The following is a 14,962-nucleotide window of genomic DNA, read 5'->3' on the forward strand; positions in this document are numbered from 1 at the left end:
CCCGGTGGGATAATCGCCACTTCCGGGCGATAACCGCTAGGTGGCGGGGGCGTGGAGCGGCTCAGGTGGAGTAGTCAGCGTTGATGCGGACGTACTCTTCGGTGAGGTCACAGGTGACGAACTGACACTCGGCGTCGCCCTGGCCGAGGTTCAGGGTGATGGTGTATTCGCGCTGTTTCATGATGGCGTGGGCGGTCGCCTCGTTAAAGAGCGGAGAACGCACTCCGAACTCGAAGACAGGCTGTGGGCCGATGTGGACGGTGAGTTTGCCGGGGTCGAACTCGACGCCGCTATAGCCTGCGGCGGCAAGAAGGCGTCCCCAGTTGGGATCGGCGCTGGACCAGGCGGTTTTGCAGAGGGGTGAGTGTGCAATGGATTTGGCGATCTGTTTGGCTTCTGCAGGCGTGCGAGCGCCGGTGATGTGCAGCGTGACGACGTGGCCGACTCCCTCGCCGTCGTCGACGATCTGATGCGCCAGGGACTTGCAGACGAGGTTAAGGGCGTTGGTGAAGGCTTCCTGAGAACGCTCGTTGAGTTTGATTCCACTGGCTCCGCTTGCGAGGAGTAGGACGGTGTCGTTGGTGGATGTGTCGCCGTCGATGGAGATGGAGTTGAAACTCCGCTCTACCGCAGGAGACAGCACGGACTGGAGCTGTTCACTCGTGGCGACGGCGTCGGTGAACAGGTAGACGAGCATGGTAGCATGGGGCGGGCCGAGTTGCGGATGGATCATGCCGGCGCCTTTGGCCGCGCCGAAGAGGGTGATCTCGGAGCCGTCGATCTGGACGACTGCGCGGGCGGTCTTCATGCGGGTGTCGGTGGTTAGGATTGCCCGGGAGAAGAGGTTGGCGTGGTCGGGAGTGTCGCCCAGAGTCTTGGAGATTTCGGGCAGGGCGTCGACGATCTTTTCGGCGGGAAAGGGTACACCGATGATGCCGGTGGAGGACGGAAAGACCTCGTCGAAGATGCAGTGAAAGGTTTCGGCGGCGGCGACGCAGGTCTGGAGGCAGGCGTCGATTCCGGGCTGGCCGGTGGCGCAGTTGGCGTTGCCGGCGTTGACCAGAACGACCTTGACGCGACCTCCGGTCGAGGCGATGTGGCGTCGGCCTACGGTGACTGGCGCGGCTACGACCTGATTCCTGGTGAACATTGCGGCAGCAGTTGCTGACCCGGGAGCGACTGCGATGGCGAGGTCGAGGTTTCCGCTGGCTTTAATACCGGCTTTTACAGCTCCCCACTGGAAGCCCTTGGGGAGGGATTGAGGCTGCTTTTCTGATGCTGTTTCCATCGTTGTCTACTGTATCAAGCGTAAGGCTGAGGACGTTTTGTCAGGTCAAAGTAGCGATTCGGATATGCTGGAACGGAATGGGGGAGTCGATGTTGTTGAAAGAGTTGCGTGCAGAGGTTTTAGAGGCCAACCTGGAGTTGGTGAAGCGGGGACTGGTGCTTTACACGTTCGGGAATGCCAGCGGGGTGGACCGCGAGAGCGGGCTGTTGGTGATCAAGCCCTCTGGAGTCGACTATGACGAACTGCGGCCGGAGCACATGGTGGTGACGGACTTGAACGGGAAGATTGTCGAAGGGGAGCTTCGGCCGTCTTCGGATCTGGATACGCATACGCTGCTCTACCGGGAGTTTCCGGAGATAGGGGCGGTAGTGCATACGCACTCGGAGTATGCGACGAGCTTTGCGCAGGCGGGAATGGAGATTCCCGCACTGGGGACAACACATGCAGATTATTTTCATGGGCCGGTTCCGGTGACGGCTCCGTTGACCGATGATGCCATCGGCGGACGATATGTCCACGAGACCGGGCTGGCGATCGTGAAGCACTTCAAGGAGCAGGGGATTGATCCGCTGGCGGTTCCGGCGGTGCTGGTGGCGGGCCATGCGCCTTTCTGCTGGGGCAGAACCGCGCATGATGCGGCGCATAACGCTGTGGTACTGGAGGCGGTGGCGCGGATGGCTTATCGCACGCTGACGCTGCAGGCCGATTGTGCTGGAGTCTCGCAGGGATTGCTTGATAGGCACTACTTCCGCAAGCACGGCGCGAAAGCAACCTACGGGCAGAAGAACTAAGACCTGGCGGCGGCGATTTGACTCCGGCATTTTGTGCGAATGCCGGAGTCTCACTTTAGAGGGACGTCAGAAGGTAACGGGCAGGGTGCGGCGTTCGCGGCTGCTCTCGCGCGCCAGTTCGAGGATACGGATCACGCGGTAGCCGTCGTCGGGAGTGACAACCAGGGGAGCGATGCCGTTGATGGCGTCGCGGACGTTGGCGTAGTAGAGGCGGTAGTCACCGTTCTCGGTGGGGACCTGCGTGCGGACGAGGATGCCGGGGTCGGCGAGGTTGGGAGCAATGGCTGTGGTGCCCCACTCAGAGGAAGGCTCGGGCAGCCAGGAGCGCTTGTCGCCTACGGGCGGGACGGTGGCACCGGCGACGAGAGCCGGTTCCTGGGGGTCTACTCCGTACTTGCGAAAGCTGCCGTGAGTGCCGTGGAGCAGGAAGCGCGGAGCGGGTTTGGCGGCGAGCATCGCCGCGCGGCAGTGGGCGAGCAGGCGGGGATAGTGGAGGGTGATGTCGAAGGCGTCCTCGATGTCGGTGGTGTCGCGATCGCGGCGGACAGTGGCGGTGATGGCCTCGGGCGCGCCGAAGAGGACGAGGGTCTGATCGACGAGGTGGGGGCCGAGGTCGAAGAGCATGCCGTTGGCTTCGTTGGCCGACTCTTTCCAGGTGGCCTCACGGGGCAATGGGCGGAAGCGGTCAAAGTGCGACTCGAAGGTGATGAGGCGGCCTAGCTGGCCGCCGGCGATGACCTTGCGGAGGGTGAGGAAGTCGCCGTCCCAGCGGCGGTTGTGGAAGGGGGCGAGGACGAGCTTGCGCTGCTGCGCGATGCCGGCGATCTCCCGGGCCTCGGCGCTGGTGGCAGCGAAGGGCTTGTCGACGACGACGTGCTTGCCGGCGAGGAGGGCCTGTTTAGCCAGGGGATAGTGGGTCTCGTTGGGGGTTGCGACGACGATGAGTTGGAGGGCGGGGTCGGCGAGGGCCTCTTCGACGGAGCGGAGGATGCGGACGCTGGGGTAGGCCTTGGATGCTGCGTCGCCGTGGCGCTGGACGATGGCCTCAAGGTGGAGGCCGGGGACTGCGCTGATGAAGGGGGTATGGAAGACGCGTCCTGCGAGGCCGAAGCCGATGACGGCGGTGTTGATCGGTGCCATGAAACTCTCCTCAGGTGGTGCCAAACTTCTGCCATTGTGCCATGTGGAAGTTTGAGTGGGAGGAGTGAAGGAGTGGCGGTATCATGCTCGGCAGGAAATCTGTGGGGTGTCTGGATGCGAGTAGAGAGCGCCGGACCGATCGCTGCGGAGATGGACCAGTCGCATGAGGTGCGGCGGGGACGGGATCTGCTGGAGCTATGTGTTGGCTACGGGCTGATCCTGATGGTGCTGTGGACTCCGCGGCCGTGGCGGCGTTATTTGTACGTGGCTGCGGTTGTGTGGATCGTCGCGGTGATGTGGCGGTCGTTCCATGGCTGGCGGGAGATGGGGGTTCGAGTCTCGGGATTTTGGCGGTCGTTGTGGGTAGTAGGGGGGGCGGCGGTCGGGGTTGCGATTGCGGTTGTCGTTGCGGGAAGGATGGGGACGCTGCATCATCCGCCCAGCGCTGCGAGGTTCTTTGGAGCGTTTTTGGGGTATGGGGTCTGGGCGTTTTTTCAGCAGTTTCTACTGCAGGATTTTGTTCTTCTGCGGCTGCTGCGTCTGTTGCCGAGGAGAGCAGTTGCAGTGGTTGTGGCTGCGGGGATGTTTGCGCTCGCGCATCTGCCGAATCCGATCCTGACGCCGCTGACGCTGGCCTGGGGGTTGGGAGCCTGTGTGCTGTTTCTGCGGTACAGGAATCTTTACACGCTGGCAGTGGCGCATATTCTACTGGGGATCTGCGTGGCGATTACGGTCCCGGCAGCCTCGGTCCACAATATGCGGGTTGGGCTGGGGTATGTGACGTATCACGCACACCATCGTTTCTACGACAGGCAGCTATCGCAGCCAGAGTGACCATACGGCGTCTACGGCGGTATGGGTGATGGCGGAGGCTGCGACACGGCGTTGGCTGCGCCAGGCGCGGCCGTAGAAGATCCCGGCAAGAGTGGCGAGGAGGACATAGCGCCAGTTGAAGTGGAGAGCGCGCTTGTTGAAGTGCGTGAAGCCAAAGATGACTGCGGTGAGGAGGAGTGCGGTGTGGCGGCCGAGGCGGCGCTCGAGGAGGTTCTGGAGCCAGCCGCGGAAGAAAACCTCCTCGGGGACGGCTATGAAGAAGAACGTGAAGAGCGGTGCGGCGACGAACTGCAGCGGCTTTGGCCAGGCAGGGTGAAGGTGGAGAAATCCGAGCGAGAGGCCGAGGGCGACGGCGATTGGCGCGTAAAAGGCGAACTCGCGCAGGCCGGTTCGGAGGTCTTGCCAGCGCAGACGGAGGTCGATGCCTGCTCCGTTGAGCTGGCGAATGGCGAGGAAGCCGTAGAGTCCGGCGTCGAGCAGGAGAAGTTTGCTGAAGATGGCGAGGTGGGCGGGCCATGCTGGTTCGAGCCAGCGAAGGTCTACGGCCAGGCCGAGGACGAGAAGGACGAGATAATCGCGCCAGTTGCCGTTCTGGTAGGGGTCGCTAAGGTTCGCCCTCCAGAGGAGAGTTGCGACGGCTACCGGGAGTAGGGCGTAGAGGGCGAGCCAGTGCAGGTGGAGAATGTGGAAGGAGAGCGCGACTAAAGCGTAGGGAGTGCAGAGGACGGCGGGACAGAGGAGTCGCGCTGCGATGTGTAGGGACTGGGCGCGATTTGTGAGGTGGGTGGGAAAGAAGATCGCCCAGAGGAAGGGTATGAGAGTGAGGAGGGCGGCGATGACGGTTGCCGGAGTAACGATGTGGCTTGGCATAGGAGATCAGGCGTGACTGATCTGTTTGAGGGCTGAGTAGATTCTCCGGTAGTGGTTGTAGGCGTCGTCCATGGCGGCGGCCTGTTGCGGTGGGATGGTCTGGGCGACGCGGATGGTGGCTTCGCAGGCGGCTTCGACGGAGGGCCATGCATCGACGCCGGTTCCGGCGAGGAGGGCCGCGCCGAAGGCCCCGCCTTCTTCTGCTTCGAGGAGCTGGACTGGGTAATTGTAGACGTCGGCTTGAATCTGACGCCAAAGCGAACCGCGGGCTCCACCGCCGCCGAGACGGATGGCTCGGACGGGGACACCTAGTTCAGAGAAGAGGGTAAGGGTGTCGCGGAGGCTGAAGGCTACGCCTTCGAGGACGGCGCGTACGAAGTGTCCGCGTGTGTGGGAGGCGGTGATGCCGACGAAGGCGGCGCGGGCGGCGGGGTCGAGGTGGGGGGTGCGTTCGCCGAAGAGATAGGGTGCCCAGAGGAGGCCGTCGCTACCAGGTGGGATTTTTGCAGCTTCGGTTGTGAGGTCGCCGTAGCTGGCGTCGGAAGCGAAGGTGTCGCGGAAGTAGCGGAAGCTGAGGCCGGCGCCGTTGGTGACTCCCATGACGTGCCAACGGTTGGGGGCGGCGTGGCAGAAGGTGTGAAGACGGCCGAGGCGGTCTTTGACGGGGGAGTCGGTGGCGGCGAAGACAACTCCGCTGGTGCCGATGGTGGCCGAGACGGAGCCAGGGGAGAGGATGCCCATACCGACGGCTCCGGCGCCTTGGTCACCTGCGCCTGCGGCTATGGGGGTTCCGATGGCCAAGCCGGTAGCTCCGGCGCCGGTGTGGCTGATGCGGGCACAGATCTCGGGGCCCTCGAAGAGGCGTGGGAGCCAGGACATGGGGATTTCGGCGGCTTCGGCGATCTCGGCGGACCAGCGGCGGTGGGCGACGTCGAGCAGGAGGGTCCCTGAGGCCTCCTGCAGGTCCATGGCGAACTCGCCGGTGAGCCGGTACCGGATGTAGTCCTTTGGGCAAAGGACGTGGGTGATACGTGCGAAGATCTCGGGCTGGCGCTCACGGACCCAGAGGAGCTTGGTGAGGGTGAAGTTGGGAAGAGCCGGGTTGCAGGTGAGCTCGATGAGGCGGTCGAAGCCGATTTTTTCGGTGAGCCAGTCGCACTGGGGCTGGGTGCGCTGGTCGCACCAGATGAGGGCGGGTCGGAGGACATGCCCTGAGGCGTCGAGCATGACGCAGCCGTGCATCTGGCCGGTGAGGCCGACGGAGAGGATCTCGCTGCCTGTGATGCCGCTGGTGGTCATGACCGCGTCGATGGCCTCGCGAGCAGCTCGCCACCAGTCGTCGGGGTCCTGCTCGGCCCAGCCGATTTGGGCTGAGTGGATGGGGGCGTGGTCGCGGGATGCGGAGGCGAGAACGCGGCCTTCGCGGTCGATGAGAACTGCGCGGGTTCCGCCTGTGCCTACGTCAATGCCGAGAAACATGAATGACCCCGTTCGGGAGTAGACTTTTAGTCTCGAAGCAGTGTATCCGAAACTTTTTGAAGACTTAGGTCGTTTCCGTGCATCTGTTTAGCAAAGACATCTTGCGTGTGGGTTCTAGATTTCCGTGCAGTAAGGGAATCGTGCGCTAAAGAATCGAGATGAAAACAGGTAACTTCGAACCTATGAGTGATTGGAAACAAACGCGTGCAGCGTGGGTTATCGCCGCTGTTCTGGGGTTCGGCCTGCGGGTTGTTTTGGGGCAGACTCCGACGACGCAGCCTTCGGGGAACCAGCCGCGTCCGACGGCGACCGGTCCAAGCACCGGGCAGAACAGCTCGGCGATCGCAGAGGCGCAGCAGCAGCTCTATACGGCGTCTGGACAGAACGGCGCGACGGTTTCGCAGGACACCTTCAAGGGCAGTATCGTTGAGGGCAAGTCGACCGGGACGATGATGGACCTGTCGCTCGACGATGCGGTTCAACGTGGGCTGCGGAATAACCTTGGAATCATTCTGCAGGGGGCGAACCAGAGGAATGCGGGCGGCCAGAGGCTTGAAGAGCTGCAGCCGTTGCTGCCGACGGTAACGGGTGCGGCGAGCATCAATGTGCAGCAGGTGAACCTTGCGGCGTTTGGATTGAAGGTTCCGGGGCTGAACCCGATCATCGGGCCGTTTCAGGTAGTGGACTTCAGGGCTTATCTGACGCAGAACCTGTTCAATGTCTCCGCGCTGCAGAACTACATCGCGGCGAAACATAACTTCGAGAGCGCGAAGCTGACCGCCCAGGATGCGCGGGATTTCGTGGTGCTGACCGTCGGGAATGCTTATCTGTTGTGCATCGCGGACAACGCACGTATCGAGGCAGTAACTGCGGAGCTGGCAACCGCAAAGGTTTCGCTGGATCAGGCGATCGATGCGCACAACGCGGGCACCAGTCCAAAGCTAGACGTGCTGCGGGCACAGGTGGACTACCAGAACGAGGAACAGGCCCTGATCTCGTCGAACAACCAACTGGCTAAGGACAAGCTGGCGCTGGCGCGGGCGATTGGTCTGCCGCTCGATCAGGAGTTCCGGCTGACGGACCTTGTGCCGTATGCAGCGTTCAATGAAGTTGATCCGCAGACGGCGTTCGATCAGGCGCTGAAGTCGCGGAAGGACCTGCAGGCCGCAGCGGAGCAGGTGAGGTCGGCCAGCGCAGAGAAGACTTCGGCGTGGGCTTATCAGCTCCCGGTTGTGAGTATTACGGGAGACTATGGCGATCTGGGAACAACGCCGGGACACTCACACGGGACTTATTCAGCCACGGGACAGGTTACAGTTCCCGTTCTGCAGGTCGCCAAGACGAAGGGGCAAGAGCAGGTAGCAACTGCGCAGTATGAGCAGGCCCGGGCCAGGCTCGCCGACCAGGTCCAGCAGGTCAATCAGGACGTTCGCGACAGCATTCTGGATATTCAGTCTGCGGCGAAGCTGGTGGAGGCTGCCCACTCGAATGTCGAGCTGGCGCAGGAGGCTTTAAGCGAGGCACAGGACAGGTTTAAGGCGGGTGTTTCGGACAATCTCGCGGTCTCGCAGGCACAGTCCCAGACCGAGCAGGCGAACGACCAATACATCAGCGCGCTGTACCAGCACAACGTCGCGAAGCTTTCGCTGGCGCGGGCCCTGGGCGCGACGCAGACCAACTACAAAGATTATCTGGGAGGAAAGTAACTTTGGCAGAGCAGACGTACGAGAAGAACAGTAAGCCGGTGATCGAAGAGTCCCCGGAGAAGAACCCGCGCCGGAAGCTGATTATTATCGCCGTGATCGTGCTCCTGGCGCTGGGATCTGGGCTGTTTTATTGGCACTCGACGTATAGCGAGGACACTGACGACGCGCAGGTGGATGGCGACCTGTATCAGGTAAGCTCGCGCATAACCGGGCAGGTGGTCAAGGTGTACGTGGAGGACAATCAGGAGGTCAAGGCCGGAGATGTTCTGGCGGAGATCGATCCGACGGACTACCAGGTAGCCCTGGAGCAGGCTGAGGCGAATCTGGCCAGCGCGAAGGCCTCCGCGGAGCAGGCCAGCGTGAATGTGCCGATTACGAGCGTGACCTCACGGACGAGCATCAGCACGACGGGGTCGGATGCCGAAAGTTCTGCAGCGTCGCTGGCGCAGTCGCAGAAGCAGGTAGCTGCGGCTGCCGCACGTGTCGATCAGGCGAAGGCGAACTCGATAAAGTCGGACCTCGACGTGCAGCGCTATAAGCCGCTTGTGGAGCGCGATGTTATCTCCAAGCAGCAGTTTGACGCAGCGGTCGCTCAGGCCGACGCCAACAAGGCCGCGGTGCTTGAGGCTGAGGCACAGCTGATCGCGCAGCAGGATGCTGTGAGGATGGCGCAGCACCGGCTTGATCTGTCACGTTCGCAGGCCGTCGAGGCGGTGCAGAACGCCCCCGGCCAGGTAAAGGCTCAAGTGGCCAAAGCGCAGTCTGCGTCTGCAGATGTGAAGGAGGCGCAGGCCAAGGTTGATCAAGCCAAGCTAAACCTAGGCTATACGAAGATTACGGCTCCGGTGAGCGGAATCGTGAACAAGAAGAACGTGCAGGTAGGAGTAAACCTTTCGGTCGGACAGGACTTGCTGACGATCATCCCGCTGAACAACCTCTGGGTCACGGCGAACTTCAAGGAGACGCAGCTTGAGAAGATGCGCCCCGGACAGAAGGTCGTCGTCGAGGTGGATGCTCTGGGTGGCAAGAAGTTCCACGGCACGGTAACGCAGATCGGCGGAGCCACCGGATCGAAACTCTCATTGTTTCCGCCGGAGAATGCGACCGGCAACTATGTCAAGGTGGTGCAACGCATTCCGGTGCGGGTCGACTTTACCAACCTGGAGCAAGAGAACAGCGACCACAAGCTGAGACCCGGTTTTTCGGTGACGCCGGTCGTCTCGGTCAAGTAAGTCTCGAACTGTGATTGACATAGCCCGGCTGCGCCCTGGCGCCGGGCTATGTAACTTTAAAGAGCGGTTAGCATCCAATTCGAAGAATAGTTCATACTTGTTTCGGGGCCCTCCGCTATGCCGATCGCGATCGCGTTTTTCATCCATTACGCCTATGTGCTGCTGTTCCTGTGGGTGTTTGCGGAGCAGATCGGTCTGCCGATCCCGAGCATTCCTGTCCTGCTGACGGCGGGAACTCTGAGCGTGACGCATCAGGTCAGCCATACGTACTCGTTGATGGCTGTCCTTGCTGCCTGCGCTTTGGCCGACTCCCTGTGGTTCTGGCTGGGACGGAGGTACGGACACGGAGTCGTGGAGGTGCTCTGCCGCCTCTCGTTTGAGGCTTCGACGTGCGTGAGCAAGACGGAGAATTACTTCAGCCGCCGTGGGCCGTCGACGCTCCTGTTCTCCAAGTTTGTTCCTGGGTTGAGCACTGTGGCTCCTCCAATCGCCGGGCAGACCGGCATGCCGTATGTGCGATTTCTCGCGTGGGACCTTGCCGGATCCTTTGTGTGGGCGGAGTCATTTCTGCTGGCCGGGCGGTTCTTTGGCGACATTGCCGAGAAGAGCACGCGGTTCTTCCATTGGCTGGGCCACTTCGCCTTTGTCATCTTCGTCCTGATGGTTCTTGGGCTGATGGCGTACCGGTTCATGAAGCAGCAGAAGTTTCTCAAGGAAGTCCGTGAGTTGAGGCTGGAGCCGGAGGAACTGAAGCAGATCTTGGATGCAGCGGCAGAGCAGGGAAATACGCCGCCGTTCATCGTCGATCTGCGACATCCGCTGGACTATCTACCGGACCCGAGAGTGCTGCCGGGCGCGCTGCGGATCGGGCCGAATGAGCTTAGGCAACATAGCGAGATCATCCCGCGGGACCGCGACGTGGTGCTCTACTGCACGTGCCCCAGTGAAGAGACTAGCGCGAAGCTGGCGCTGCAGCTCCACAAGATGGGGGTGTATCGTGTGCGGCCTTTGCGTGGCGGATTCGACGGTTGGAAAAACGCTGGGTACCCGCTGACGGACTATGTTACGGAGACCCCCAACTCCGCCGTCCTCCCATCTTCGATCGCCCCGGTGCAGCCTGAACCGAAGTCTGCGGTTCCGCTGCTTTGAGTTTCGCTTAGTTTTCCAGTCGAAAATTAACCGTGATCGTGGTCTGGACGTCGGTGGGTTCTCCATTGAGGCGATAGGGCTGGTATCGCGCGGCTTTGATGGCGTCGATGGCTGCCTGCTGCAGCACGGCGGGACCGCGGATGACGCGCAGGCTCTCGATGGTTCCTGTGCGGGAGATGACGGCGTCGACGACGACGGTTCCTTCGACGCGTGCGGCGCGGGCGATGGCGGGGTAGATCGGTCGAATGGGATTCAGTAGCATACCGGCGGAGACGCCTCCGGAGATGGGCAGAGGCTTATCGGAGTGCGGTGGAGTGACGGTGACGGATGGGCTGCGGCTGCTCGCCGTGAGCGCGTCCGGGAGAGCTGTGTTGTCGCTCATGCTGTCGTGATTGGAGAGCGCGGGTTCGGGGCCGGGGGCCGCGATGCGGCCATGCAGGCTCAGCAGCGAGGTGTGTGAGGCCGCTGGAGCGACGTTTGGCGCTGCCATACGAGGAGCGGCAGAGGAAGAAGAAGTTGCCGGCTTCATCTCGATGACTGGTCGTGGCCGCGGTGGCATGAAGACCCGGGCGCCTTGAGGTGCACTGGGAGTCGTTGGGGGTGCAGGAGCGGCAGAGCGATGAGTGCGAGGGCGACTGCGCTCTGGATGGCAAAGGACCCGAGGGTCGCCCACTGCTTGGTGGCTGAGATGGGAGTGACTTGTGATTCGACGAAACTATCCTCAAACATGAGAGCACCCCTTTCCTTGCAGGGGGCGCATCTGCGAGGAATGCGTCCGTACTGAGTTAGACACCTCGTGAGATGAAATGTTCCCGGTACGCAAAATGGGGCTAAACAAATGAGCTGCACTGCGTGATGATGGATGTTCATGAAAAAAGGCTCCATCGCTACCAGCGCGCCGTCTACTCGAGTTCTATCCCTTGACGTTCTTCGCGGTGTCACCATCGCGTTTATGGTTCTGGTGAACGATCCGGGGGACTGGGCCCATACCTATTCGCAGCTCGATCATGCGAAGTGGAATGGGTGGACGCTGACTGACCTGGTGTTCCCGAGCTTTCTGTTTATCGTGGGAGCGTCGATCATTCTGTCTCTTGCCTCGCGGGTGGCGCGGGGGGAGAGCAGGAGGGAGCTGGCGGGGCATATTGTGCGCCGGTCGGCGACAATCTTTGCGCTGGCGATGACGCTGAACCTGATTCCGTACTTCCGGTTTACCCATCTGCGGCTCTATGGCGTGCTACCTCGGATTGCGCTGTGCTACCTGTGCGCGGGACTTATCTGTCTGGCGACGCAGCGTGCGCGGAATCTGCTGGCGATCGCCGGTGTGTTGCTGGTGGGGTACTGGGCGTTGATGCGGTTTGTGCCGGTATCGGGGTTCGGCCTGCCGGTGCGCGATATGCCCTTACTCGATCAGGATCGCAATCTGGCGGCGTGGATCGATCGCGGAGTCATTGGCTTTCTGCAACGGACGATCCACACGGGAGTGTTGTATGAGAAGACGCGCGATCCTGAGGGGCTACTGAGCACGATTCCAGCAATTGCGACGACACTGCTGGGCGCCGTTGCTGCGCTGTGGCTCCGTTGCACAGGAGCCACCAGAGAGGGCGATGCGTATATTCCAACCAAGGCACAGTGTGCGATGGGGCTCCTGCTGGCGGGGATGCTTGGGGTTGGCATGGGTTTGCTTTGGAACCTGTGGTTCCCGATCAATAAGAACCTCTGGACGAGTTCCTATGTGCTGCTTGCTGCCGGCTTGTCGTTGATTGGGTTGGCAGGATGCTACTGGCTGATCGACATGAAGCGGTTTCAGGAGACCTGGGTCGGCCGATGGCTGGTGTGGCCCTGGCTGGTCTTTGGATCGAATGCGATTGTGGCGTTTACGACATCAGTAGTGTTGGTGAAGGCGCTGCTCTACTTCAAGACATCGAACATGGGAGCAAATGGCAAGCCGTTGTCCGTTTGGAGCTGGACATACGCGCATTGGTTTGCGCGGGGGAATTCGACGAACCTCAGCTCGCTGGCGTTCGCATTGTGCTTTGTGCTGTTGTGTTTTATTCCGAACTGGCTTCTGTGGCGCAAGAAGATCTTCGTGAAGATATGACGGCTCGCGTGCAGGCAGCTCGAAGTACCATAGAAAGAGTGGCTTAAAACCGCATGCCTGAAGGAGAACGAGAACTTGGCCTACACGGATCTGCGCGACTGGATCAATACGCTTCAAAAAGCTGGCGAACTGAGACGCATCGACGTCGAGGTAGACCCGATTCTGGAGATGGCGGAGATCGCCGACCGCGCGGCCAAGATGGGGCGGGGAACGCCCAAGGCAGGTGGGCCTGCGCTGCTGTTTGAGAACGTGAAGGGCTATCCGGGAGCACGCGTGCTGATGAACCAGTTTGGCAGCACGCGGCGGATGAACCTGGCGCTCGAGACGGATTCACTGGACGCAATTGCCGACCGGATTCGAACGCTGCTGCAGCCGGAGACTCCGACGAGCCTGATGGACAAGCTGAAGATGCTGCCGAAGCTGGCGGAGGTGGGAAGTTTTTTCCCGAAGATCGTCTCGGCAAAGGACGCTGCGTGCAAGGAGGTCATTCTTCGCGGCAAGGACGTCGACCTCAACAAGCTGCCGGTTCTGAAGACCTGGCCGCATGATGGCGGGAGGTTTATTACGCTGCCCTGCGTGATGACGCGCGATCCAAAGTCGGGCAAGCGCAACGTGGGGATGTACCGGATGCAAGTGTACGACGGGCAGACGACCGGAATGCACTGGCAGCGGCAGAAGGTTGCGGCGGAGCATCTGCGCGAGCGCCTGCGCGAGGCTTCGGTGGATGCCAGCGGGGCGGTGGACCTGATGGCTTTGACGGCAGGGGGTACGACGGCTGCGTCTTCTCTAGAGACGATTCCGACGGTGACCCTTTCAAAGATTCGGAAGGAGCGCATGGAGGTCGCGGTGGCGATTGGAACCGATCCGGCGACGACGTTTAGCGCGATTGTTCCGGCTCCGCCTGACGTGGAGGAGTTTTTGATTGCGGGCTTCCTGCGGCAGAAGCCGCTGGAACTGGTGAAGGCTGAGACGGTTGATCTGGAGGTTCCGGCGCACGCAGAGTATGTGCTGGAGGGCTATGTGGAGTTGGGTGAACTGCGGACAGAGGGGCCGTTTGGCGATCACACGGGCTTCTACACGATGCAGGATGAGTATCCGGTCTTTCATGTGACGTGCGTTACGCATCGCAAGAATCCCGTGTACGCGGCGACGATTGTGGGGAAGCCTCCCATGGAGGATGCGTGGATGGGCAAGGCGGTGGAGAGGATATTTCTGCCGTTGATGCAGCTTACGCTGCCGGAGATTCGTGATGTGAATCTGCCGCCGGAGGGCGTCTTCCATAACCTGATGATCGTGTCGATCAAGAAGTCATATGCGGGGCAGGCGCGCAAGGTGATGAACGGCATCTGGGCGATGGGGCAGGCGATGTTCACCAAGTGCATCATTGTGGTGGACGAGGACTGCGATGTGCAGGATGTCGCTGAGGTGACGCTGCGGGTGACCAACAACATCGATCCGGAGCGTGATATCCAGTTCACAATGGGGCCGGTGGACACGCTGGACCACGCGAGCCGGTTGCCGAACTACGGGAGCAAGATGGGGATTGATGCTACGCGGAAGTGGCCGGCGGAGGGCTTCACGCGTCCGTGGCCGCAGATGCTGACGATGGATGACACTGTAAAGGCCAGAGTGGATTCGATCTGGAAGAAGCTGGGGATCGAATAGTATCGGCCTTTGGCTGGCCATGCCAGCAGATGCCCTGGGTCGTTCGCATGGGGCTATCGTAACGGAGGAGCGGCTCCGCGTTATACTTGATCTATGTCAATCGTTCGCAACGCGTCCGCAATCGCCAAGGGAATGAGCATCACGCTCAAGGAGGTGTTCCAGCCGACCGAAGTCGAGAACTATCCCGACGGTAAGGGGCCGATGCGAGGGGCGAAGTTTCAGGAGCGCTTCCGCGGCAAGCACCAGTTGCAGCGTGACGAGAATGGCCTTGAGAAGTGCGTTGCCTGTTTTCTGTGCGCGGCGGCTTGTCCTTCGAACTGTATCTACATCGAGGCTGCCGAGAATACGGAAGAGAAGCGGATTTCGAGCGCCGAGCGTTACGCCAAGGTTTACAACATTGACTACAACCGGTGCATCTTCTGCGGCTACTGTGTCGAGGCGTGTCCGACGGACGCGATTACGCATGGACATGGTTTTGAGCTGGCTTCGCTGAATGCCACCTCCCTCGTCATGCGCAAGGAAGACCTGCTTGTTCCGATGCAGCAGCGCACGCTGCCGGATGTTGTGCAGTCGGAGAAGGACCAGGCAGAGTCGCTGGCCTGAAGATTCGAGCTGAAAAGCGAAAATTTTTCAGTAAGTCCAACGGCTTCCCATATCGCCCGCCCATGCGCGAAAGTGCATCGCGCAATAGATGAAGGACGTCAGCTAAA

13 protein-coding genes are annotated in these 14,962 nt (G+C 61.1%); 8 read left to right on the forward strand and 5 right to left on the reverse strand.

Annotation, left to right across the window (positions count from 1 at the left end; genetic code table 11):
- Nucleotides 1-61: 61 nt before the first annotated feature.
- Complete coding sequence (gene argJ / locus OHL16_RS03310; protein WP_263365638.1) at nucleotides 62-1,288, reverse strand: bifunctional glutamate N-acetyltransferase/amino-acid acetyltransferase ArgJ; 1,227 nt, start codon at nucleotides 1,286-1,288, stop codon at nucleotides 62-64.
- An 89-nt stretch (nucleotides 1,289-1,377) separates the two neighbouring features.
- Here argJ and OHL16_RS03315 point away from each other — a divergent pair, with 89 nt between their 5' ends.
- Nucleotides 1,378-2,079, forward strand: coding sequence for an L-ribulose-5-phosphate 4-epimerase (locus OHL16_RS03315; RefSeq protein WP_317891038.1), 702 nt, complete (start codon nucleotides 1,378-1,380; stop codon nucleotides 2,077-2,079).
- A gap of 66 nt (nucleotides 2,080-2,145) precedes the next feature.
- Here the strand turns inward: OHL16_RS03315 and OHL16_RS03320 are convergent, their stop codons facing one another.
- Nucleotides 2,146-3,219 carry a Gfo/Idh/MocA family oxidoreductase gene (locus OHL16_RS03320; protein ID WP_263365640.1) on the reverse strand — a complete coding sequence of 358 codons (1,074 nt, stop codon included), beginning with the start codon at nucleotides 3,217-3,219 and terminating at the stop codon, nucleotides 2,146-2,148.
- A gap of 72 nt (nucleotides 3,220-3,291) precedes the next feature.
- On the opposite strand from OHL16_RS03320, the gene OHL16_RS03325 reads away from it, so the two are divergent.
- Nucleotides 3,292-4,053: a CPBP family glutamic-type intramembrane protease gene (locus OHL16_RS03325; protein WP_263365641.1), complete on the forward strand. Its 762-nt coding sequence runs from the start codon at nucleotides 3,292-3,294 to the stop codon at nucleotides 4,051-4,053.
- Here OHL16_RS03325 and OHL16_RS03330 read toward each other — a convergent pair.
- The gene (locus tag OHL16_RS03330) at nucleotides 4,036-4,923 is read right to left on the reverse strand and encodes a CPBP family intramembrane glutamic endopeptidase (protein WP_263365642.1); all 888 of its coding nucleotides are present in this window, start codon (nucleotides 4,921-4,923) and stop codon (nucleotides 4,036-4,038) included. The two genes, OHL16_RS03325 and OHL16_RS03330, sit on opposite strands and share 18 nt — an antisense overlap.
- Nucleotides 4,924-4,929: 6 nt before the next feature.
- Nucleotides 4,930-6,402 (reverse strand): xylulokinase, encoded by a 1,473-nt coding sequence (xylB, locus tag OHL16_RS03335; protein ID WP_263365643.1) that lies wholly within the window; start codon nucleotides 6,400-6,402, stop codon nucleotides 4,930-4,932.
- Between the two features lie 182 nt (nucleotides 6,403-6,584).
- Between xylB and OHL16_RS03340 the strand changes: the two genes are divergently transcribed.
- The 3 genes from OHL16_RS03340 to OHL16_RS03350 all read left to right on the forward strand — a co-directional run bounded on the left by OHL16_RS03340 (nucleotide 6,585) and on the right by OHL16_RS03350 (nucleotide 10,489).
- Nucleotides 6,585-8,108 carry a TolC family protein gene (locus OHL16_RS03340; protein WP_263365644.1) on the forward strand — a complete coding sequence of 508 codons (1,524 nt, stop codon included), beginning with the start codon at nucleotides 6,585-6,587 and terminating at the stop codon, nucleotides 8,106-8,108.
- A 2-nt stretch (nucleotides 8,109-8,110) separates the two neighbouring features.
- Entirely contained in the window at nucleotides 8,111-9,340 is a 1,230-nt protein-coding gene (locus tag OHL16_RS03345; protein ID WP_263365645.1) for an HlyD family secretion protein, read from the forward strand.
- A 117-nt stretch (nucleotides 9,341-9,457) separates the two neighbouring features.
- Complete coding sequence (locus tag OHL16_RS03350) at nucleotides 9,458-10,489, forward strand: VTT domain-containing protein (RefSeq protein WP_263365646.1); 1,032 nt, start codon at nucleotides 9,458-9,460, stop codon at nucleotides 10,487-10,489.
- A gap of 7 nt (nucleotides 10,490-10,496) precedes the next feature.
- On the opposite strand, the gene OHL16_RS03355 is transcribed toward OHL16_RS03350, so the two are convergent.
- Nucleotides 10,497-10,979, reverse strand: coding sequence for an energy transducer TonB (locus OHL16_RS03355; protein WP_263365647.1), 483 nt, complete (start codon nucleotides 10,977-10,979; stop codon nucleotides 10,497-10,499).
- 378 nt (nucleotides 10,980-11,357) lie between these two features.
- Here OHL16_RS03355 and OHL16_RS03360 point away from each other — a divergent pair, with 378 nt between their 5' ends.
- The 3 genes from OHL16_RS03360 to nuoI all read left to right on the forward strand — a co-directional run bounded on the left by OHL16_RS03360 (nucleotide 11,358) and on the right by nuoI (nucleotide 14,855).
- On the forward strand, nucleotides 11,358-12,587 hold the full coding sequence (locus tag OHL16_RS03360) for an acyltransferase family protein (protein ID WP_263365648.1): 1,230 nt from the start codon (nucleotides 11,358-11,360) through the stop codon (nucleotides 12,585-12,587).
- A 75-nt stretch (nucleotides 12,588-12,662) separates the two neighbouring features.
- Nucleotides 12,663-14,252 carry a UbiD family decarboxylase gene (locus tag OHL16_RS03365; RefSeq protein WP_263365649.1) on the forward strand — a complete coding sequence of 530 codons (1,590 nt, stop codon included), beginning with the start codon at nucleotides 12,663-12,665 and terminating at the stop codon, nucleotides 14,250-14,252.
- Nucleotides 14,253-14,345: 93 nt separating this feature from the next.
- Nucleotides 14,346-14,855 (forward strand): NADH-quinone oxidoreductase subunit NuoI, encoded by a 510-nt coding sequence (gene nuoI / locus OHL16_RS03370; RefSeq protein WP_263365650.1) that lies wholly within the window; start codon nucleotides 14,346-14,348, stop codon nucleotides 14,853-14,855.
- The last annotated feature ends 107 nt before the right edge of the window (nucleotides 14,856-14,962 follow it).

Origin of the sequence: Edaphobacter bradus, assembly GCF_025685645.1 — a bacterium.
GTDB classification, from domain to species: domain Bacteria; phylum Acidobacteriota; class Terriglobia; order Terriglobales; family Acidobacteriaceae; genus Edaphobacter; species Edaphobacter bradus.